The sequence below is a fragment of the Sinorhizobium sp. GQ132 genome, assembly GCF_059758575.1.
The window spans coordinates 1-19,772 of record NZ_JCAXDX010000016.1; the positions used below are offsets into that span (position 1 = coordinate 1).

Here is a 19,772-nt window from a genome sequence, read left to right on the forward strand (position 1 = left end):
CACCAGCTCTTGCAACAGGGCGCAAGAACATCCATATACCATCCACGCAGATGGCAGTTGGATGGCATGAAGGACAATCTCCTACGCGACAAGGGCGGTGAATCGGAGAAGATCACCATCAATCTCGGTTATGTCGATCTCGGTCGCATCGACGTTCTCGTGCAGGAAGGATTCTATTCCAATCGCACCGACTTCATCCGCACGGCGATCCGCAACCAGCTCACGGCCGAGGCCGAGGCCGTCAAGCAGTCGATCGACCGGCACTCGCTGGAACTGGGTTTGCGCGACTACAGCAGAGCCGAACTGGAAGCGCTGAAGGCGGCCGGCGAAAGACTTCACATCAAGGTGGTCGGGCTTGCCCGCATCGCTTCCGACGTCACACCGGAACTTGCTCTGGCAACAATTGAGTCCATTACCGTGCTCGGCGCCCTCCAGGCCAGCACAGAGCTGAAGTCAGCGCTGGCCAAACGCATCCGATAGAAACTGCGACCGGACGAAAAAGGACAACTCCATGAATAACGATTTTGAAACGGCCATGCGCCGCGCCGTACGGTTCACGCGCGCCTTGAACGTCGCCGAGGCGACACGCGTGATCCGGGATGCGCTGGCCGGTCGATCGGTCTCCGATACTCGCACCTCGTCACCGGACATCGCGCCACCGCGTCCAATTCAGCGTTCCACCCCCTTCCCGGTCGATCCGGATGCGGAGATCATTGAGCCACCTACAAGGCCTGAGCCCGACGAGCCCGCCCAAAAGGTCGCCGGTGGTACGTCGTCGCTAAGGTTGCGGAAGCCCTTGCGAGAAACGGTACGGACCTTGCGCGAGGGTCGGTTGGCGCACGGCCTCTTCGGATCGCTACACGACGTCGGCCTGCCGGGCACGGCAAGACAGGTCCGCCAGCCCGTCATTCCCGATGGGGCACAGTTCCTGGCACGATCCTTCACCTGCACCGCGGGCTCGCGAAGCTACCGGCTCTACGTTCCCGCGTCCGCACCCGACCGGCCGCGCGGCCTTGTCGTCATGCTCCATGGCTGTAAGCAGGATCCCGAAGATTTTGCTGCAGGAACCGGTATGAACGCGGTCGCCGAGGCGTACGGTCTGGTGATTGCCTATCCCCGTCAAAGCGGCGCTGACAATGCGTCGTCCTGCTGGAATTGGTTCAGGCCCGCCGACCAGATGCGCGACCGAGGAGAGCCCTCGATAATCGCGGGGATTACCAAGGACATCATGTGGGACTTCGGCCTCGATCGCAGCCGAGTCTTCGTGGCAGGCCTATCGGCAGGGGGAGCAATGGCGGCCGTCATGGGCCAGACCTATCCCGATCTCTATTCAGCCGCGGGGATTCATTCCGGCCTGGCCTATGGATCGGCCAACGACGTCATGTCGGCTTTTTCCTCGATGCGCGGCGATGGCGGTCTTGCATCCGGCCCGAAGCGGCTTGCCAATGGTCACCGGCTCCGGACGATCGTCTTCCAGGGAAGTGCGGATCGGACGGTCCATCCCTCGAACGCCGATCGGATCGTCGCCGCGGCCGCGCCAACTGGCGCGGGATGCGCGGTCCGTAGGGAATCCGGCCGCTCCGCCGGCGGGCGGATCTATACAAGAACCATCGTAGCAGACCCCGGGGGGAACCCGGCGGTCGAATACTGGCTGGTGGAGGGTGCCGGCCATGCCTGGTCCGGCGGCCATCCCTCGGGAACCTATACGGACCCGCACGGTCCGGATGCGTCTTGTCAAATGGTGCGCTTCTTCCTCGATGTACAGGAATGAAGGCACCCGACCGCCGGACGATGAACCCCTGCCGGTATGCTGGTGTGCGGAGCAGTGCGTGACCCCGTCTCGTCTCTTGTTTGGGGACGCTTTGCAGGTGGTTGTGAGGGCCTTTCTGCAGGGCATTCTGAAGAAGTGCAGTCTGTCCGACGTTGCAGCCGTTGATCGCGAGGGTCAGCGGTCGCTTCATCAGCCGCTCGAGTATGAATGGCAAAGACGCCCGACCCCATTAGTGCAAGTCGGCTGTGAGGAGCAGTCATCCCAGGGTTCGTCGCGCACTGAAAATTCGTCAACCGAGAAATAACGCGGCCGGTTATCATCAGGCGTGCTATAGTCCTCTAGTCGAGCCTGCCCTGCTGGGCTTCTCGGCAGTGCTGCCGAGCAATGACTCGCTCCGTGAGTCTTCGGCCCCTGAGGGCCATTTCATGTCAACAACCCCGACTGTGCATTTCGAAGCGGCAAGTACTCTTGCCGTGGTGGTCTCGTCCCACGAACCTCTGCTTTTCCTGTCCGACGACCTGAAAATTATCGCTGCGAGCGCCTCGTTCTGCCGGGCCTTCGACGTCGACCCCACGGCAGTTCCTGGCAAAAAGCTCGGCGAACTCGGACACGGGGAATGGGCGATGCCCAAGCTTGAGTCGCTCCTAAAAGCTACCGCCTCGCGAAGTGCGGACATTCAAGCCTATGAAATAGACCTCAAGCGGCCGAACCACGGCATACGGCAGTTGGTCGTCAATGCACAGACGCTTGATGATGGTGACGTCGAACATATTCGCCTTCTTGTGGCCGTGACGGACGTGACCGATGCGCGCGCAGAAGCGCGACTGAAAGACGACCTGGCCCGCGACAAGGCGATCCTGCTGCAGGAAGTCCAGCACAGGGTCGCAAACAGTCTTCAGATCATTGCAAGCGTTCTGATGCAGAGCGCACGGCGTGTTCAATCGGAGGAAGCGCGCGGCCATCTCCACAACGCCCATCACCGGGTCATGTCGATAGCTGCCCTGCAGCGACAGCTTTCCACGTCTCCCGGCGGCAGCGTCGAACTCCGCACATATTTGAAGCAGCTTTGCCAAAGCCTCGGTGCATCAATGATAGCTGACCCTGGCCGGCTGTCCATTCACGTTTCGGCCGACGACAGCGCAGTGGATGCAGATGTTTCCGTCAGCTTGGGTCTTATCGTCACCGAGTTGGTCATCAATGCCTTGAAACACGCCTTTCCCGACGAGCGGCCCGGCAAAATCCAGATTGACTATCGATCCTCCGGCAGAGACTGGACCCTCGTAGTCGCCGACAACGGCATCGGCATGGCTGCAGGACGCGATGCACCCAAGGCGGGCTTGGGAACCGGCATTGTGGAGGCACTCGTCAAGAACCTGGAAGGCGAGATTACGTTGAGCGATGCAGGCCCCGGCACCATGGTCACAATCGACCATCAAGAAAGCGCTGATCGCCGCGCAGACCTGAATTAGCCCCCGAAAGGCCCGGACATGCTCCCCCACGTAACTAAGTGGGTAGGAGTAATGTCGGTATTATGACTAGCAGCAATTTTAAGATGGAAGTTCTCTCCGGGCCGGAACGTCGGCGGCGCTGGAGCACGGCAGAGAAGCTGGCGATCATCCACGAGACCTACGAGGCGGACGCGACGGTGAGCATCGTGGCCCGCCGTCATGGGATTCAGCCGAACCAGTTGTTCGCGTGGCGCAGGCTGGCGTCTCAAGGCGCGTTGACGGCGACGGCCGCCGAGGAGGAGGTCGTTCCGGCTTCCGAATACCGGGCGCTTCAGGCCCAGGTGAAGGAGTTGCAGCGCCTGCTGGGCAAGAAGACGATGGAGAGCGAAATCCTCAATGAAGCCCTCGAAATCGCCGGAGGCCCAAAAAAACGAATGTTGCGCTCGATCTCTCTTCCGAGGAGAATTTTGGAATGAAGGCCGTCTGCGAAACTCTAGGTGTCGCCCGGTCGAATATCGCTGCGCGTGCCGCAAATTCCCCTTCCAGAGCCAGAGGACGTCCACCACTCCCGGATCGGGAACTGGTGGAGGATATCAAGGCCATCATCGCCGACATGCCCACCTACGGCTATCGGCGTGTCCATGCCATCCTGCGCCGCAATGCCCGGAAAGACGGGCGTTCGTCGCCCAATGCCAAGCGCGTTTACCGGGTCATGAAGCTGCACAATCTGCTGCTGGTGCGCCACACCGGAGCGGCCGATGATCGCCTCCACGACGGTCAGGTCGCTGTCGAACGTTCGAACATCGGATGGTGCTCCGACGACTTCGAGATCGTTCAAGCGCCGGGTCTTCAAAACGCGGTGGACGAGCGTTTCTACCTTGTCGGTCGGCCAATTACATGAGCGATCGTCGAAATCGATGGATGTCTACGAAGGTCGCGCTCATCAGCCGATCGGCCCGAAACCTGTTCCGGCAAGAGCAGGAACAGGTCCTCATCAACCGCGCTTTAATGCTAAGTCTTGTCGACAGCGCGTTTAACAGCGTCCTTTAGCTTTCCCTTGGCTTGCTGGGCACCGCCCTTTGCCTCTTGCGCCGCGCCCTTGGTGCGGAGCGAGTTGTTGTTGGTTGCATCGCCTGCGGCCTGTTTGGCCTTACCAGCGAGCTCATTGGCCGCTACAATTGGCATCGCTCGCATGGCAGCCTAAAGTCCAATACACCAATCAGCAGACTCGGCCTGACCGACGACAACCTTTTGAGGCTCCACACCTAGATGTTTAATCCTGGCATGGGCGTCGCAGCCCGACGCTTCACCCTCAATCCGCTCCACCAGATGCCGGGACTAAACCTATAGAAAGCTTTGGTTACGGCCAAGGCGACCAACATGCTTGCTTGGCCACCTCTACTTCTCATTTTGTATCAACGCCCGTTGGATGCGCAATATAAATCCCACAGACGAAATTCCTCTAAAAGTAATACTTGAAAATAGACTAGACGCAAAGTCGTTCTCTGGTTCTATCTCCGCGCACTTTAGACGACAGGGCGTGCAAATGGCTTACGACTGGGATGGAAAGCGAACACGTCGGCTCCAAATGCTCCGGTTCATGGGAGCTCTGCCTGTACCTGCTCTGCTATTTGGCTCCGCCATTGGGGCACTCCAGTGGATTGATACGGACCGTCAGGCCGTAACGACGGCTCAATTTCGATAGATCTCAAGCGAAGCTGCACCCGTTCAGTTCAGGCTGAAAGGCAGAGGCACGAAGGATCTTCCGTCGCAGCGGCGGCGGAAGGAGGGGAATGATGAATTCAGCTCACACCCTTGATTTTCGACGTAATTTTAGCCGGGCGAGTTGGAGATAATCGGAAGGGCCTTCCTGGACGAACTCCAAAGGCGAGCTTTGCCAGGCAAGTCAGAAGAAGCTGAAGCGCTCACCGCAAAGCGCTGGGCTGTCTTGAGGCGCAGCACGCGTCGGCGAATACGCACTGGTCCTATTTGGGTGCCTGCTCAACAGGCTTCGCACCCATTCAATTGAATGGCGGCGAGGGCTTCCCGCCAAACGAAGAACGCAGGCGCGCTTATAGGAGTGCCGCCGAGTTCACGAAAGTTCAAATCGCTCGACTTCAGCCATCAGATGATCTCCTTCTGGAAGCGGACGTCTGCTTTCGGCCGAGCGGAAGACGGAGTCAAAAAAGCTGCCCTTGGTGCAGCGGCGCCCTGAACCTCGGGGCGAGGCCGTCTGGGATTTCCGCGATCCCAGAACTCGCGGGGGCTTACCCGCGTTACGCCGACGCGCATCGCGATGGCGCAGGCACTGAGCGCTGCGCTCGACTCCTGTCGGTCGGGAAGCTCATTGAAGACCGGCGCCTTGAAGACGGTGCCTGGGGCCGGCACCAATTTACCAAGCAGTAGCGGTAAAACGAAGGAGCTGTGGAGGATGCCCAAGCGTCCGTCTACACCTTCTACACGAAGAGGAAAGTGTGGCAAATTTTAGGGCGCAGCAGAAATGAAAGCCATGGCAATCAAGCGGCGCCGCGCCCCAGGTGCTTCAGCGCGACATACTCCCAGACGGCGACCACGAGCAAAATAGCACCTGATACCGCCTGGATGACGACGTTGGCGACGACAGGCACAAGCGGGAAACTGGCGGCGAGCAGGCCAACGCCAATGGCATGCGAATAGGGCAGGACACGCGAAGACACGCCTTTCATCCACATCGTCCCGGCCAAGAATAAGATCGGCCCGCCGAGCTGAGCCAGCGCGAAATCGTATGTTCCCAGTTGGTAAGGGTGCGCCAGGCTGAAATCTTCTCCGACCGCCGTGAAGACGATGCCGCCCACGATCGGAAGGTGGCCATAGGTGAAGAGATACTGCGCGGTGGTTTGCGGTTTGGACGTGACTTCTGCCTTGTCAGCGGCCCGTTGCTGGCCGTCGTGAAAATAGATCCACCACATGAGAACCGTGGTGAGAAAGGAAAAACAAAGGACCCAGGGCGTGCCCTCAGTCTCGAGGTTGCTGAACGTGTGTTTTCCAATTGTCAGGATGGTCTCGCCAAGTGCGATGATGACAAAAAGAGCGCTGCGTTCAGCTAGGTGTTCCCCGTCGATATCAAGGGTTTCCCGCGGCGAAGCTCCGATAAGTGGCACCCAGTAGCGGACCGTCGGACCTGTATATTCCACAACGAGCGCCACGATCCACAGGACGACGCGCAGATGCGGGTCCAACAGGCCTCCCGTAATCCAGAAGGTGCTCGAAATCGTAAGCCATGCGGTGATCCGGAAAAAGGTCATGAACGAGGCCGGGTCGCCTCTTCGGAATGCATAGAGTGCGAAAAGCGACCGACTGACCTGCATGGCTGAATAGGCGACGGCAAAGAGAAGGCCCATGCCTTTGAAGGCCTCGGGCAGCGCAATCGCCATCACGATGCCGCAGAACATGAGAGTGAAGAGCAGCAGGCGGACCGGTTCGATCTCGGTATCCAGAAGATCCATGACCCACGTCGTATGGATCCATACCCACCAAAGCGCGAAGATGAAGAGCACTGCTTCGGCGGCGATGCCAAGACTGAAATCATCCGAAAGGCTCTCGGAGAGCTGAATCAGGGCAAAAACAAAAACGAGATCGAAAAAGAGTTCAGGAAAGCTCGCCTTCGTCTGATCCGTATTTTCTTTCCGGAGCCAGTGCGGGTGGTTTTCAGCCATGGAACCCTCGTAAGGATGACAAGCAGAGATATATACCGTCTGACCTGCCACCGCCGAGCCTCTAATCGCCGCTGGATCAAAGTTCAGTGGCATGTATGTCCGCGACATTCCAGAAATCGTCTGCTGCTGGATGCGAAGCCGCCGTCCCGCAGCTTCGCATCGGACTTCGGCTGTCCACCCGATAAATCGCTTCCCGAAGTACCATCCGTCTGCTTGAAAGTTGAGCGCTGAGGTGTGGGGGGTGGCTTCTGGGCGGAAGGCTATATCTAGCTGGAACTCGGGCCGCATCATCGGTCAGAAGCCACCATTGAAGCCGAAGGAGGTCTGGGCCATCCGTACCCGCCCTCAGATGTTGAGCGAAGTACGCGACCTGGCGCTGTTCAACCTCGCGATCGACAGCAAATTGCGGGCGAGTGATCTCGTTGCGATCTCAGTTGGTGATGTTTCGATTTTCGGAAGGGTTCGTGACCGGGCGATCAGCATTCAGAAGAAGACCGGCCGACCCGTGCAATTCAAATTGACCGATCAAACGCGGGAGGCTGTCGGCGCATGGATTGAAAGTCGCAGACTCGGGGAACGGGATTACCTGTTTCCGAGCCGCGTGCACACAAAGCCGCATCTGTCGACGCGGCAATATAGCAGGGTTGTCGAGCAGTGGGTGTCGAGCAGTGGGTGTCGAGCATCGGGCTTGATCCGAAACGCTACGGCACGCATTCGATGAGGCGGACGAAGGCGGCACAAATCTACAAGAAGACAGGCAACCTACGCGCCGTCCAGCTCTTGCTAGGCCATAAGAAGCTGGAGAGCACCGTACAATACCTCGGAATCGGGGTGGACCACGCCCTGGCTATCTCTGAGCAAGTTGAATTGTATTGCTCAGTGGCGGCGCTTCGAACAGAGGCGCCGCCATCTGGCCACGCTGAAGGCCAAAGTTCGACCCAACGCTGTCATTCGCCTATAGCGCCCGCAATTTCCGGTGCTGACCCCACAGCGGCCGCTGACCGTTACTCGCGTCGACGAGACAACGTGGCCGCCACAGGGGCCGCGGATACCCAAAGCCCATCAAACACACCCCCTGGTATAGGAGTTCGCAGTTCTCCTTAGATGCTGTTGAAAGAACAACTTGAAATCCCGAAAACTGTCGAAGCCAAGGGCGGTAGCAAGGCGCGTGACCGAGGTGGGGGAGACGGAGCAAACGGCAGCGATCGAACGAGCGCTGCCGAAGGCGATGACATCCGGCCTTGCAAGCGCCAGACGAGCGACCTGCTCGAGTTGTTTGGGAAGCCTAAGGGACCTGGAAGCGAACATGCCCTTGAGCTCCATGACGTCGGTCGGAGGTTTTGTCACCTCGCTCGTTTTCATGACCGCCTCCATCTGCCCTTTATTACAGCGCGATGGCTGCCTTTCGTGAGAAAGACTCAATGCAGGCCAGCGCGATGCTCAGCGCATTGCGCGCATCGATCCCGGTCGGTCCTACGGTGATCTCGCGGCGACGAACGGCTGCTACGAAGGACGCGAGCTGCGCTGTGTAACCGTGGACGAAATGGTCGGTGTCGCGACGCCAGGTGTCGCTCGACACGCCGTTCTTATCGAACAGCGTCATGCTGGAACGACGGACGTCGCCCATGGTCACCATGCCGCCGGAGCCGAAGACCTCGCCGCGGATGTCGTAGCCGTACATCGCGCAGAAGTTCGCCTCCGCGACAGCGATCGAGCCATTGTCAAATCGGATCGTGACGACCGCCGTGTCGTGGAAGCCCTTGTCGGCGAAATCCGGACGAACCAGCGCGTCGGCAACTGCCGTAACCTCGACCGGCTTGGCATTCGGGTTCAGCCAAAGCAGCGTGTCGAAATCGTGGATCAGCGTTTCGTAGAAGATCGTCCACTGCGGAATCCTGGCGGGGTCGGCACCGAACGGACCGGGGTCGCGGGTCAGCGATCGGAGCAACTGAGGGGTACCGATCTTTCCGCCATCGATCGCGGCACGTCCTTCCGAGAAGGCCTGATCCCAGCGGCGGTTGAAACCGACCTGGAGGGGAACGCCGGCTGAGCGTGCCGCCGCGATTGCCCGGTCGGCGTCCTCCAGGGTCAACGCCATCGGCTTCTCGCAAAAGATCGCCTTGCCGGCTTCGGCGGCCTGCACGAGGATGTTCGTATGAAACCGCGCCGGCGTGGCGATGATCACGGCATCGAGTTCCGGATGGGCGAGCAGATCGGCGACATCGGTATAAGAGCTTTCGACTTCGAGCTTCCCGGAAAGAGCGTCCGCAGCCCCTGAGGCGGGATCGGCGATGGCGACGAGCTCGGCGTCGACGAGGCGACGTGCGACGGTCTCACCGTGGAAAGAACCGATGCGGCCGGCACCGATGAGACCGACATTGACGGGTTTGTTCTTGGGCATGGAATTGATCCTGTCACGTTGAAAATGTCAGATGGTGAATGCGGCGCGGAACGCTTCGAGCGCCGCTTCCGGGTCGCCGGCGGCCCAGGCTTCCATCCCGATCGGGCCGGAATAGCCCATCGCATTCAGCGCCTTGGCGATGCCGTTCCAGTTGACCTCGCCGGTACCGGGCTCACAGCGGCCGGGTACGTCGGCCACCTGGACCTCGCCGATCCAAGACAGGCACTTGCGGCAGAGTTCGATCAGGTTGCCCTCGCCAATCTGGGCATGGTAGAGATCGAGATTGAGGCGGAGCCGCGGATGATTGACGCTCGAGACAAGCGCCAGCGTGTCCTCGGCGCGGCCGAAGGGCACACCGGGGTGGTCGACCGGCAGGTTGAGGTTTTCGAGCGTGAAGGTGACGCCTTCGTATTCGGCCATATCCACGATACGGCACAGAGTATCGCGCGCCTTCAGCCACATCGCGCCGGTGACCACTTCGATGGGCTGGACCGGCAGTCCGCGGTCTCCGAGGCCCGTGCCGTGCAGGTTGAGTCGCTGTATGCCGAGCCGTTTTCCCACCTGCGCGGTCTCGCGCGCTGTCCTGAGGAGTTCTGCTGCACCGTCGTCGTCCGTCAGACGGCCGGTCAAATAGCCGTTCATGATCGTGAAGGTCGCGCCGGTCGCTTCCAACTTCTTGAGATCGTGCTCCGGCCAGTTCCAGAGACCGACCCCGAAACCCATTTCTTTCAGGCGCGCGGCGCGCCACTCGATCGGCTTGTCGCGCCAGAGCATTTCCGCGCAGGCTGCGAGGGGGAAGGGAGAAGTCTTGGGAGCACTCATTGGCGTTTTCCGAATTTTGGGTATGACGATGGGTGGAGCGGCGCAAAAGCGCCGCACCGAAAGGCATGCGAGCCGGTTTCGATCAGATCGTTCCGCCGAGCTCTTCCGACAGAGACTGCAGCTCCTTCCCGCCGGCCATCAGGTTTTGCAGTTCGTCGATGCCAATCTCGTTCTTTGCATAGGTTCCAAGCGTCTTGCCGCGATTGAGCACGGTGAAGCGGTTGCCGACGGCATAGGCGTGGCGAACGTTGTGCGTGATGAAGATCACCCCGAGGCCCTTGGCTCGGACCTGGTTGATATACTTCAGCACCATCGACGTCTGGGCGACGCCGAGCGCCGACGTCGGCTCGTCGAGGATCAGCACCTTGGCGCCGAAATAGACCGCGCGGGCGATCGCCACACATTGCCGCTCGCCGCCTGACAACGTGCCAACCGCCTGCTGCGGGTCGCGGACATCGATGCCGATCTTGTGCATCTCGTCGCGGGTCACGTTGTCGGCCTCATCCATGTCCATGCGCTTGAAGGGGCCAAAGCCGGTCAACGGTTCCCGCCCCATGAAGAAGTTGCGGGTCACCGACATCAGCGGGATCATCGCAAGATCCTGGTAGACCGTGGCAATGCCGGCATCGAGTGCGTCGCGAGGGCCGGAAAACACTCGAGGCTGACCCTCGACCAGGAAATCGCCCGAGGTCGGCTTGTGCACGCCGGCAAGTGCGTTGATCAGGGTCGATTTGCCCGCACCATTGTCGCCGAGCAGGCATAGAACCTCGTTGCGGTACACGTTCATGGACACGCCGTTGAGGGCGATGACGGAACCGAAATGCTTGACGAGGTTCCTGACCTCGACGAGGGGCGTCTGAGATGTGCTCATCAGCGTTCCCCCGTGACGCGTTTGCGGATGACGTTGTTGAAGACGACGGCGGTCAGCAGCATGCCGCCGAGGAAAACGAGGTACCAATCCTGGTCGATCGACGTGTAGGTCAGGCCGATTAGCACCATGCCGAAGACGATGGATCCAAAGAACGCGCCGATGGCGGAGCCGTAGCCGCCGGTCAGCAAGCAGCCGCCGATGACAGCCGCGATAATCGCCTCAAATTCTTTCTGAAAGCCGCGGCGGGCGTCCGTCGAGCCGGCATCGAGCACGGTGAGGATGGCGACCAGCGTGGCGCAAAGGGCGGTGACGACGAAGAGCGTTGTTTTGACTCTCGCCACCGGCACACCCGACTTGCGCGCAGCGCGCGGATCGCCACCGGATGCGAAGATCCAGTTGCCGAAGCGCGTTCTCAACAGAACCCAGGTGGCAAGGAGCGCGATGGCAATGAACCACAGGATCTCGACCGGGATGCCGGGCACCCTCGGTGCGCCGTTCGGGAAGGTGTCGATAATGCCGACCTCAGCAAGCCAGGTGAACAATCCGGGGAAGGCATCTCCTGAGAACAGGCGGGCAAGCGGGCTGCCGGCCACTGCTTCCTTCATGCCGCGAAGCTGGGTCGCGCCGCCGCTCGCCCACTTCAGGCCGACCAGCGTCAGGCCGCGCAGGATGAAGAGGAAGGCCAGCGTCACGATGAAGGACGGAAGGCCGGTGCGCATGGTGAGCTGAGCGTTGGTGATGCCGATGAATGCGGCAAAGGCGATGGCGACGAGAATGGCGACGCTGAGCGGCACCTGCCAGACGACCAGCGCCGTGCCGAAGACCAGCCCGGCAAAGGCGACCATCGAGCCGATCGAAAGGTCGAATTCGCCGCCGATCATCAAGAGGGCTGCGCCGATGGCGAGAATGCCGAGCTGGGCGGCCGGGGCCATGAAGTTCATCACACCCGCCAACGTGAACATGGCGGGATTGGCGGTGAGAAGGAAGAAGATCGTCACGAGCACCAGACCGGCTACAGCGCCGAGTTCGGGACGCCGTAGAATTGCGGTCAATGTCGAAACCTTTTTCAGCCGCTCATCGGATCTGGCTACAGACCCGTTCTGTTCGTTGGCTAGCGTCATGGTTCGTTCCTAAAATCTGGGTCGTTGTCCGTTCGCGCGACGACCGCCTGCGACTCGAAGTGTCGCGTTGGCCAAATGCGCGGCGACAGGGGCAGCCCCCGTTCAGGACGGGGGCTGCCAGGCTCCGCCTTAGCGGATACCCTGGGAGGATTTCTCGATTACTTGCGCAGCCGTCTCGGCGGTCACGAAGCTCGGACCAGACGCCACGTTGCCGGCCGGGATCGTTCCGTAGCGCGCATTGAGCGCCAGGAAAGTCACCGGCAGATAGCCCTGCAGAAAAGGCTGCTGATCGACCGCAAACAGCGCCTTACCGTCGACCACGGACTGAAGGAAGCTCGCTGAGAGGTCATAGGAGGCGACCTTCACCTTGTCGCCGGCACCCATCTTCTCCACCACCGCCACGGCCCGCTCGCCGACGAGCGGAGCCGAAAGGCCGAGCACGACATCGATCGACGGGTCGGACGTCAGCGCCGCCTGGATCTTCGATTCGATCTCGGCGGGATCGGAGGTCGTCGGCAGCACCGTGACCTTGCCACCCTCGAAGCCCTGCTCCGTACCGGCACAACGCTGGTCGAGAGCGGCGTTGCCGACTTCCTGGTTGACGCAGAGGACGTGCTTGAGGCCGAGCGACTTCAACTTCTCGCCGACCTTGACACCAGCCGGCGTCTCATCCTGGCCGACATGCAGCTTGATGCCGAGTTTTTCGGCTGCGGAGATGCCGGAGTTCATCGATATGACCGGAATGCCGGCGGCGACGGCCTTCTCGATCGCCGGGCCAAGCGCATCCGGGTCCGGGTTCGAAATGACGATGCCGGCAGGGCTCTGGTTTACGGCAGCTTCGATGAGCTGAGCCATCGCCACCATGTCGAAGGTCTCCGGCGCGCGGTAATCGACCTGGACGTTGCTGTCCTTACCGGCTTGCATGATGCCGTTCTTCACGATCGACCAGAAAGGGTCGGATGCCTGCCCGTGCGTCACGGCGATTATGGTGGGCTCCTGAGCTTTCGCGCTCACGGCCGCCGAGGTGGCGACGCCGAGTACGACCGCGCCGAATGCGAGCTTCTTCAAAAGGGATTTCATTTGTTCCTCCTCATTCGCCGTCCACTCCACAGGATGGCGAGAAAAACGAATGCTACCGGGTGCATTTCTGTTTGCTACCGGGTGCAAACAGGTGCATGTTATCCTCGGATGCCGTAAAAGCAAGCATTCATTTCATCCGAATCAAAAAATGGAATATCCGTTCCATTTCACAGGGAGGCTCTATGCGCAAGCGGGCGACGGCGAGGGAAGTGGCGGATGCCGCCGGTGTCTCGAAGTGGACGGTCATACGGGCTTTCACTCCGGGCGCATCTATCGCGGAGGAAAGCAAACGCAAAGTCCTCGAAGCGGCTGCGGCGCTCAACTACACTCCGAACCTGCTTGCCCGCAGCCTCGCGACCAACTCCACCCATCAGGTGGCTGTGTTCGTCGATGATTTCGCCAATCCTCAGAAATTGCCGTTCCTGGAGACATTGACCGAACGACTGCAGGCCGAGGGGCTGGTCGCCGTGCTCATCAATATCAACACGCACTTCGACCATGTGCACGCACTGCTCCACGCAGACCAGCGCCAGGTCGATGCCGTCATCCTGTTCGGAACGGCATTTCGCAGCGAGACACTGAACGATCTGCAATTCGGCCGGGGGACGCCACCCATGTTCGTGCTGGCGAGAGACAGTCAGATCGAAGGCGTGCCGGCGGTCACATGCGATGCCGAACTGGCGCTGCGGGAGATCGTCGATCATCTCTTCGAAAGAGGATACCGGCGTCCCGGCTTTATGACGGGAGCGACCGTCCTGTCGACGGCGCTGAGACGCCGGCAGCATTTCGTCGATTTCTGGGGGGAGAAGGGCGTGGACGACGTCGCGGTGTTCTCGGCTGAGAAATACAGCGCCGAAGCCGGAGCCGAAGCCGTCCGCGGCTACCTCAAGGAGACCGACCCCGCGGACCGAGTCGACGTCCTGATGTGCGAAAACGACATCTTGGCGCTCGGAGCGATGGATGAGATCCGCGACCGTTTTGGCTTGCGCGTCCCGGAAGACATGGCCGTCGTCGGCTTTGACAACTACGAGCTCTGTGGGTCGTCCGCCTACAGCCTCACTACCTACGAGCAGCCCCGCGACGAAATGGTTGAGGTGATCGTCGGGATTATCACGGGACGGCTGGAGCCCGAGACCGTGACACTGCCGGGCACCCTTGTCGTGCGCAATTCCACATAAGCGGGAGTCATCCGCGAGACCGTTATTTCTCGAATACGGGGAGCGCCCCACCGCTCAAAGAATCCAGCCCATGCGGAGAACAATATGATCCCTCGAAAAGCCATTGCCTTGCCCGCCGGCGTGCGTCTTGCCGTCAGTCCGCTGTCCTGGACCAATGACGTGCTTGAGGACCTTGGCGCCGACATCTCGCTCGAGAGATGCCTGAGCGACGCAGCCGAGACCGGTTACCAAGGCGTCGAACTCGGACGGAAATTCCCACGAGATGCCGCAACATTGCGACCGCTTCTTGCAAGCCATGGCCTCGCCTTGGCGTCCGGCTGGCATTCGGGAGAACTGGCTGAACGCGGCGTCGGCGAAGAAATGAAAGCCGTTGCCCGCCATGCCGAACTTCTGCGCGAGATGGAGTGCAAGGTCATGGTCTATGGCGAGGTCGCGATGATGACACCGGGATCGCCGCTCGATGCACCGATGTCTGAGCGCTTGACTATGCCGAAGACGGAGGTAGTCGCCTATGCCGCCCGGCTCACCGAGTTCGCCAAGCGTCTGGCGGGCGAGTACGATCTCAAACTTGCCTATCACCATCACCTGATGATGGTGGCAGAGACATTCGATGAGATTTCGGACATTTTTGGCAGCACGGGGGAGCAAGCCGGCCTGCTTCTCGACACTGGACATGCTGTCGCCGGCGGCTTTGATTATACCCGCTTGATCGAGCGCTTCGGGGATCGCATCGTCCACATCCATCTGAAGGACGTCCGTGGCCCGGTGCTCCAAAACGTTCAGGCGTGTGACCTGAGCTTCAATGACGGCGTGCGAAGCGGCATGTTCACTGTGCCCGGCGACGGCGTTGTCCATTTCGACCCGATTGCCCGGTTTGTCCGGGAAAATGGCTACCGCGGGTGGCTGGTGGTCGAAGCCGAGCAGGACCCTGCACTAGCCCCGTCGCGGCTGGCCGTCGCCCGCGCTTTCGACCATATCCGGGGCGTCTTTACTGGCTGAACGCATCTTGCCTACGGTGGGGGTTCGTCTCGGCGGCCCGACGACGGCATCCGGCGCTTTCTGCCGTTCGTCGCCGGCAAGCTGCGCAGCTCTCCCGTCATAATTTCGAGACGGCTTCCGCGCCGAGAGCCTTGAGCTGCTCGATCGAGGCAATCCCCATCAGTGCAAGGTTGATCGAAATCTCCCGCTCGAGGATGGCAATCACCTCGGCCACACCCGCCTGCCCCGCGGCCGAGAGGCCATAAGTATAAGCTCGGCCAAGCATCACGCCGTCTGCGCCGAGTGCGATCGCCTTGATGACGTCCGCGCCCCGGAGGATACCGCCGTCAAGCATAAGGCAGAAGTCGATTCCGACGGCGGCGCGAATGCTGGGCAGGGCGCGGATCGTGCTCGGGGCACCGTCGAGTTGACGTCCGCCGTGGTTGGAAATCACCACCCCATCGCAACCGAGATCGCGAGCGCGTACGGCATCAGCGGGCGTGAGAACGCCTTTAATTACGAGCTTGCCCGTCCAGCGTTCGCGTAGCGAGGCGATGTCCTTCCACGACAGCGTCTTGTCAATTCGGCGCGAGAGATTGGCCGCCTGCTCCAGCGCGCCGCGACCGAATTCCGGCCGGTGCTCGATTGCCCTGACCGACGGCATGCCGGCAAGGGCCACCTGTGCGAGCCAGCGCGGCTTCAGCGCGAGGCGGGCGAAGAGGTCCGGCGTCACCCGCGTCAGCGACCGGAAGCCGTTTCGCACGTCCCGTTCGCGAATGCCCGTGATGGCTGTGTCCACCGTTACGAACAGGGTATCGACGCCGGCGTGTTCTGCCGCTTGTAGCAATTCCTCGCAGAGCGAGCGATCCTCCAGCACATAGAGCTGGAAATGCAGCGGTCCGTCCGTGACGGTGCGAAGGTCGGCTAGTGAAGCGATGGAAAAGGTTGATAGGCAGAAGGGGATGCCCGCGGCATGCGCCGCCTGCGCGGCCTTGACCTCGCCCTTGCCGGCATAAAGGCCGAGGAAGCCGACCGGCCCAAGCATGAACGGCAGGGGATGACGTTGCCCAAGATAAGCCGTGGAAAGGTCCTGCGGCTGCGGCTCGACTAGTACCTTCTGGCGCAGGGTTATGCGTGAGAAGTCCGAGCGATTTGCCCGCATCGTCTCCTCCTCGAAGGAGCCGCCGTCTATATAGTCGAAGAAGATCTTCGGCAGCCGCCGTCGGGCGAGATCGCGAAAGTCGTGTATGTTGACCGGCGCCATGTCAGCCGTTGTCCGGATCGATTGTGTCGATGAATCTTGAAATCAAATCGTCTCCCGCAGCCGGCTCGCTTCCGGCCATCACCGCGACGGAGAAGCCTATCAGGGAGGAAATCGCGTTATGAGTCGTTGCGCCGGCCCGTAGGTTCATCACCAGCGTCGGGCAGAGGAAAAGGCCAAGCCGGATGACCCGGCGCCAGTCGGCTGGAAGCATGCCCCGCGCCTTGAGTTCGTGGAGCAGTGGACGCCATAGTGCCTCTGCCTTCACGTCGAGAAGCGCCCGCCTGGCGGGACTTGGCACGAAGTCGGTCGTTACGCGGAGCAGACTACCATCGAGCATTACGCTTGCCTTGTAGTGCTCAGCCGCCATGGCAGGATCGTAGAGCCACAGCGGATGGGCGAGGGTGTTATGGAAGGTCGTCTTCACTTCGGCGAGCAATGTCGGGATGTTCTCGCCGGCAAAGGCGGGATCGAAAAAAGACAAGCGTGCCCTGTCATCGCGCTCCTCGTACCAGACATTCGCGTTGTGGGCATCGCCATGCGCAACCACTCCCCCAGCATCGGTCAGCCGCGAGGGGTTCAGCCGCTCATGAGCGGCATCGAAGAGAGCACCAAGGCTGTCGCGGTATTCGATGCCGTTCACCACAAACCGGCAGCGCGAAAGCGTCTCCCAATCGATCGTTAGGTTCGGAAAGGTAAAGTCCTTGCCGACATAGAAGCTCGCCATTCGCCCGCCCGGATAGGTACCTGCCGACGGGTCGATGAGCCGTTCGTAAAAAAGCCGGTGGATCGGCTCGGCCGCAACCTCTCCGGCATTCACCGGATGCAGCGTATCGAGATAGACCTGAAGCACGGCTTCGCTCAGCCTGCGTTCGGCCTCAACAGCCCTTTCTCTCGCGGCAGCATCGTCATTCAGATCCAGCGCTCGCAGCACATCGGAAAAACGCGGGTCAGTGCGTCGGCGATAGACGAGGATCTGTTCGCCTGGAAGAGTCGACATCAGCAATGGCTGATCTACGGGAAGTCCGGCGCGGGCCAAGATGTCGGCGCGGTAATATTCGCCGCTCATGGCCTCCTCGCCTTCTTCCTGATGGAACTTGAAAAAGAACGCGCCATCTTCGGTATCGAAGAATCCATTGAGGGAATTGAGACTATACTGGTCGTGATTGATCGCGACGTTCTTTGCCTCGATCCTGAAAAGGTCGCGCAGCAGCTCGGCAAGCAACTGTTCCGCCATGCCGTCTCCGGCTTTGGCGATTTTCCTGATTTGCGCGGTGCGGCTCGTGGCCTGGCTCATAGCGTTCTTTCCGAATGGGTCTTTTGGATAGGAACGGCGGTCACTTGCCGCCGTGCAGATAGCGGCTGCCGAGCGAATAACGGCTGCCGACATAGGTGAAGGTATTGACAGTTGCGACGACCGGTCCTGTCCAGGTCTTGCGGTGCAGGACCAGGCAGCAGTCACCCGGGCGAATGTTCAGCAGGCGAGCCTGGTCAGCACTGGCCGGCAGAGCGCTGATGAGGTGCTCCACCTCGGTCAACGGCGTTGCGTTCTGCAGGTAGTCATAAGTGGCGACTGCGGCAAAGTCCTGGTCGACATAGCCAGAAACGAGGTTGGGATTGACGTAGCGCTCCTCGAGCTGGACCGGCAGGTCGTTTTCGAAATGAATGACGACGGAATGGTCGACGGGCTTCACCGCCTCAAACTCGAAGGCGAGCAGAAGCGATGGTTCCGGTCGTGCGATGCGCTCGAGCACGAACACCTCGGCCCGGTGCCGGCTACCGCGTGCTCTGATCTCGGCGATGATGTTGCTGATCTCGATCAACGTCGACTGGGGCCGCGGCGGAGCGACAAAGGTGCCGACGCCCTGAATGCGGCGCAGATGCCCCTCGGAAGTGAGTTCCCGCAGCGCCCGGTGAACGGTCATGCGGGACACGCCGAGTGCCAAGACGAGCTCGTTCTCGGACGGAAGCCGACTGTTGCGCGCCCACTTGCCGCTGCCGATGTTGCCAAGGACGAAGTCCTTCACTTTCGCGTAGAGCGGCGATGCAGAATCTGAAAGCGTATTCATGGTTCACTGCCTCCACCACCGCCTGGAATGAGCCGGCATCCGGAATGACATGACGGACCGGACTTAGCCCGCCACCTCGATGATCGTCTTGAGCGCCTTGCTGTCGCCCCGCAGCAGCCTTTCGTAAGCCTCGGGCACATCGTCGAGCGCCGGCAGCACCTCGATCAAACGTTGCAGCGCGGGTGCGAGATCGACGAGTAACCCGACGCTCTCGGGCAACTCGTCTGCAAAGGCATGGCAGCCGACGAGTGACATCTCCCGCTCCACTAGGATGTTCGGGTCGAAATCGAGCCTGCCGTGGCCAATGCCGACGAGCGCCAGCGCTCCGCCGGCCGACAGGATGTCGAGAGCCCGTGCGATCGCCTGAATGCTGCCGGTGGCATCCAGCGCATAGCGCACCCTTCCGCCGGAAAGTGCTTTTTCGATCACCGCCCTGTCGAGAGCAACGACCGCGCCGCCAGTCACCTCGGCGACAAGAGCGGCTTTGTCGGCGTTCAGATCGGCCAGCAGCAGCGGACCAGCGTGCAACCGGGAGAGAAGAAGGGCGCTCAACCCGCCGATCGTGCCGCAACCGATGACGAGAACCGGTTCGCCGGCCGGAATGGCGAGGCGACGCACGGCATGCAAGGCGACCGCCATCGGTTCGGCCATAGCGGCAACATGGGGCGAAAGCTCAGGATCATGGCGCACGACCAGTCGGGCTGGCAATTGCACCGCCTCGGCAAAACCACCGTCACAGATCTCGCCGACGAAACCCAAGGTCTCGCAGACATTTTTGCGGCCGCTCGTGCAAGCCGGGCAGGTGCCGCACCACATGCGCGAGTCCGCAGAGACGACGTCTCCCCGCACCACGTGGCTGACGCCCTCTCCGATCGCAGTCACGCGACCGCAAAATTCATGGCCTGCCGTCGAGGGTCGGCGCGAGATCCATTGGCCGGTACGGTAGTTGTGAAGGTCGGAACCGCAGATGCCGGCAGCCCTTACTTCAAGGTTGACGAAGCCTGGCGGCGGGGCCGACAGTTCGGCGACCTCCTCCACCCGCAAGTCCTTAGTGTCGTAGAGCCGCACAGCCTTCAT

The 19,772-nt window shown here is 60.9% G+C and carries 17 protein-coding genes and 3 pseudogenes; 8 read left to right on the top strand and 12 right to left on the bottom strand.

All coding sequences use genetic code 11. The features are described from left to right. Positions 1 to 66: 66 nt before the first annotated feature. From AC6CIG_RS26385 to AC6CIG_RS26400, 4 genes and pseudogenes are all read left to right on the top strand, one after another. A complete protein-coding gene (locus AC6CIG_RS26385) occupies positions 67 to 480 on the top strand; it encodes a ribbon-helix-helix domain-containing protein (protein ID WP_440854605.1) in 414 nt (137 codons plus the stop codon). Positions 481 to 511: 31 nt separating this feature from the next. Further along, positions 512 to 1,771, top strand: a complete 1,260-nt coding sequence (locus AC6CIG_RS26390) for an extracellular catalytic domain type 1 short-chain-length polyhydroxyalkanoate depolymerase (RefSeq protein ID WP_440854606.1) — start codon at positions 512 to 514, stop codon at positions 1,769 to 1,771. Between the two features lie 425 nt (positions 1,772 to 2,196). Further along, the gene (locus AC6CIG_RS26395) at positions 2,197 to 3,240 is read left to right on the top strand and encodes a sensor histidine kinase (RefSeq protein ID WP_498324096.1); all 1,044 of its coding nucleotides are present in this window, start codon (positions 2,197 to 2,199) and stop codon (positions 3,238 to 3,240) included. A gap of 62 nt (positions 3,241 to 3,302) precedes the next feature. Next, positions 3,303 to 4,051: pseudogene (locus tag AC6CIG_RS26400) on the top strand (transposase); the annotation flags it as partial. A gap of 179 nt (positions 4,052 to 4,230) precedes the next feature. Here the strand turns inward: AC6CIG_RS26400 and AC6CIG_RS26405 are convergent. After that, positions 4,231 to 4,413: a CsbD family protein gene (locus AC6CIG_RS26405; RefSeq protein ID WP_498324097.1), complete on the bottom strand. Its 183-nt coding sequence runs from the start codon at positions 4,411 to 4,413 to the stop codon at positions 4,231 to 4,233. On the opposite strand from AC6CIG_RS26405, the pseudogene AC6CIG_RS26410 reads away from it, so the two are divergent. Next, positions 4,390 to 4,488, top strand: a pseudogene (locus AC6CIG_RS26410) (IS481 family transposase); the annotation flags it as partial. The gene AC6CIG_RS26405 and the pseudogene AC6CIG_RS26410 overlap by 24 nt on opposite strands. 1,247 nt (positions 4,489 to 5,735) lie before the next feature. On the opposite strand, the gene AC6CIG_RS26415 reads toward AC6CIG_RS26410, so the two are convergent. Continuing rightward, on the bottom strand, positions 5,736 to 6,914 hold the full coding sequence (locus AC6CIG_RS26415) for a low temperature requirement protein A (protein WP_440854627.1): 1,179 nt from the start codon (positions 6,912 to 6,914) through the stop codon (positions 5,736 to 5,738). Between the two features lie 262 nt (positions 6,915 to 7,176). On the opposite strand from AC6CIG_RS26415, the pseudogene AC6CIG_RS26420 reads away from it, so the two are divergent. Beyond that, positions 7,177 to 7,784: pseudogene (locus AC6CIG_RS26420) on the top strand (tyrosine-type recombinase/integrase); the annotation flags it as partial. Between the two features lie 192 nt (positions 7,785 to 7,976). On the opposite strand, the gene AC6CIG_RS26425 reads toward AC6CIG_RS26420, so the two are convergent. The 6 genes from AC6CIG_RS26425 to AC6CIG_RS26450 all read right to left on the bottom strand — a co-directional run bounded on the left by AC6CIG_RS26425 (position 7,977) and on the right by AC6CIG_RS26450 (position 13,209). Then, positions 7,977 to 8,276 carry a MurR/RpiR family transcriptional regulator gene (locus AC6CIG_RS26425; RefSeq protein WP_498324098.1) on the bottom strand — a complete coding sequence of 100 codons (300 nt, stop codon included), beginning with the start codon at positions 8,274 to 8,276 and terminating at the stop codon, positions 7,977 to 7,979. A gap of 22 nt (positions 8,277 to 8,298) precedes the next feature. Continuing rightward, complete coding sequence (locus AC6CIG_RS26430) at positions 8,299 to 9,315, bottom strand: Gfo/Idh/MocA family oxidoreductase (RefSeq protein ID WP_498324099.1); 1,017 nt, start codon at positions 9,313 to 9,315, stop codon at positions 8,299 to 8,301. 27 nt (positions 9,316 to 9,342) lie between these two features. Continuing rightward, complete coding sequence (locus AC6CIG_RS26435; RefSeq protein WP_498324100.1) at positions 9,343 to 10,137, bottom strand: TIM barrel protein; 795 nt, start codon at positions 10,135 to 10,137, stop codon at positions 9,343 to 9,345. Between the two features lie 82 nt (positions 10,138 to 10,219). After that, positions 10,220 to 11,008, bottom strand: coding sequence for an ATP-binding cassette domain-containing protein (locus tag AC6CIG_RS26440; protein ID WP_440854612.1), 789 nt, complete (start codon positions 11,006 to 11,008; stop codon positions 10,220 to 10,222). Next, positions 11,008 to 12,129 (bottom strand): ABC transporter permease, encoded by a 1,122-nt coding sequence (locus tag AC6CIG_RS26445; RefSeq protein WP_440854613.1) that lies wholly within the window; start codon positions 12,127 to 12,129, stop codon positions 11,008 to 11,010. The genes AC6CIG_RS26440 and AC6CIG_RS26445 overlap by 1 nt, the downstream gene beginning before the upstream one ends. A gap of 129 nt (positions 12,130 to 12,258) precedes the next feature. Then, positions 12,259 to 13,209: a sugar ABC transporter substrate-binding protein gene (locus tag AC6CIG_RS26450; RefSeq protein ID WP_440854614.1), complete on the bottom strand. Its 951-nt coding sequence runs from the start codon at positions 13,207 to 13,209 to the stop codon at positions 12,259 to 12,261. Between the two features lie 182 nt (positions 13,210 to 13,391). Between AC6CIG_RS26450 and AC6CIG_RS26455 the strand changes: the two genes are divergently transcribed. Together AC6CIG_RS26455 and iolE are read left to right on the top strand one after the other, a co-directional pair. Continuing rightward, positions 13,392 to 14,387 carry a LacI family DNA-binding transcriptional regulator gene (locus tag AC6CIG_RS26455; RefSeq protein WP_069456430.1) on the top strand — a complete coding sequence of 332 codons (996 nt, stop codon included), beginning with the start codon at positions 13,392 to 13,394 and terminating at the stop codon, positions 14,385 to 14,387. A gap of 84 nt (positions 14,388 to 14,471) precedes the next feature. After that, complete coding sequence (iolE, locus tag AC6CIG_RS26460) at positions 14,472 to 15,386, top strand: myo-inosose-2 dehydratase (RefSeq protein ID WP_498324101.1); 915 nt, start codon at positions 14,472 to 14,474, stop codon at positions 15,384 to 15,386. 97 nt (positions 15,387 to 15,483) lie between these two features. On the opposite strand, the gene AC6CIG_RS26465 is transcribed toward iolE, so the two are convergent. The 4 genes from AC6CIG_RS26465 to AC6CIG_RS26480 all read right to left on the bottom strand — a co-directional run bounded on the left by AC6CIG_RS26465 (position 15,484) and on the right by AC6CIG_RS26480 (position 19,772). Next, positions 15,484 to 16,629, bottom strand: coding sequence for an alpha-hydroxy acid oxidase (locus tag AC6CIG_RS26465; protein ID WP_498324102.1), 1,146 nt, complete (start codon positions 16,627 to 16,629; stop codon positions 15,484 to 15,486). A 1-nt stretch (position 16,630) separates the two neighbouring features. Beyond that, positions 16,631 to 17,851 (bottom strand): hypothetical protein, encoded by a 1,221-nt coding sequence (locus AC6CIG_RS26470; protein WP_498324144.1) that lies wholly within the window; start codon positions 17,849 to 17,851, stop codon positions 16,631 to 16,633. Positions 17,852 to 17,963: 112 nt separating this feature from the next. Beyond that, positions 17,964 to 18,695, bottom strand: coding sequence for a histidine utilization transcriptional repressor HutC (gene hutC, locus AC6CIG_RS26475; protein WP_498324103.1), 732 nt, complete (start codon positions 18,693 to 18,695; stop codon positions 17,964 to 17,966). A gap of 63 nt (positions 18,696 to 18,758) precedes the next feature. Then, positions 18,759 to 19,772: a zinc-dependent alcohol dehydrogenase gene (locus AC6CIG_RS26480; protein ID WP_498324104.1), complete on the bottom strand. Its 1,014-nt coding sequence runs from the start codon at positions 19,770 to 19,772 to the stop codon at positions 18,759 to 18,761.

Excerpts from the sequence above, each read along its gene's own strand:
- AC6CIG_RS26385 (WP_440854605.1), top strand. The coding sequence starts at position 67 with ATGAAGGACAATCTCCTACGCGACAAGGGCGGTGAATCGGAGAAGATC.
- AC6CIG_RS26390 (WP_440854606.1), top strand. The coding sequence starts at position 512 with ATGAATAACGATTTTGAAACGGCCATGCGCCGCGCCGTACGGTTCACG.
- AC6CIG_RS26395 (WP_498324096.1), top strand. The coding sequence starts at position 2,197 with ATGTCAACAACCCCGACTGTGCATTTCGAAGCGGCAAGTACTCTTGCC.
- AC6CIG_RS26405 (WP_498324097.1), bottom strand. The coding sequence starts at position 4,413 with ATGCGAGCGATGCCAATTGTAGCGGCCAATGAGCTCGCTGGTAAGGCC.
- AC6CIG_RS26415 (WP_440854627.1), bottom strand. The coding sequence starts at position 6,914 with ATGGCTGAAAACCACCCGCACTGGCTCCGGAAAGAAAATACGGATCAG.
- AC6CIG_RS26425 (WP_498324098.1), bottom strand. The coding sequence starts at position 8,276 with ATGAAAACGAGCGAGGTGACAAAACCTCCGACCGACGTCATGGAGCTC.
- AC6CIG_RS26430 (WP_498324099.1), bottom strand. The coding sequence starts at position 9,315 with ATGCCCAAGAACAAACCCGTCAATGTCGGTCTCATCGGTGCCGGCCGC.
- AC6CIG_RS26435 (WP_498324100.1), bottom strand. The coding sequence starts at position 10,137 with ATGAGTGCTCCCAAGACTTCTCCCTTCCCCCTCGCAGCCTGCGCGGAA.
- AC6CIG_RS26440 (WP_440854612.1), bottom strand. The coding sequence starts at position 11,008 with ATGAGCACATCTCAGACGCCCCTCGTCGAGGTCAGGAACCTCGTCAAG.
- AC6CIG_RS26445 (WP_440854613.1), bottom strand. The coding sequence starts at position 12,129 with ATGACGCTAGCCAACGAACAGAACGGGTCTGTAGCCAGATCCGATGAG.
- AC6CIG_RS26450 (WP_440854614.1), bottom strand. The coding sequence starts at position 13,209 with ATGAAATCCCTTTTGAAGAAGCTCGCATTCGGCGCGGTCGTACTCGGC.
- AC6CIG_RS26455 (WP_069456430.1), top strand. The coding sequence starts at position 13,392 with ATGCGCAAGCGGGCGACGGCGAGGGAAGTGGCGGATGCCGCCGGTGTC.
- iolE (WP_498324101.1), top strand. The coding sequence starts at position 14,472 with ATGATCCCTCGAAAAGCCATTGCCTTGCCCGCCGGCGTGCGTCTTGCC.
- AC6CIG_RS26465 (WP_498324102.1), bottom strand. The coding sequence starts at position 16,629 with ATGGCGCCGGTCAACATACACGACTTTCGCGATCTCGCCCGACGGCGG.
- hutC (WP_498324103.1), bottom strand. The coding sequence starts at position 18,695 with ATGAATACGCTTTCAGATTCTGCATCGCCGCTCTACGCGAAAGTGAAG.
- AC6CIG_RS26480 (WP_498324104.1), bottom strand. The coding sequence starts at position 19,772 with ATGAAGGCTGTGCGGCTCTACGACACTAAGGACTTGCGGGTGGAGGAG.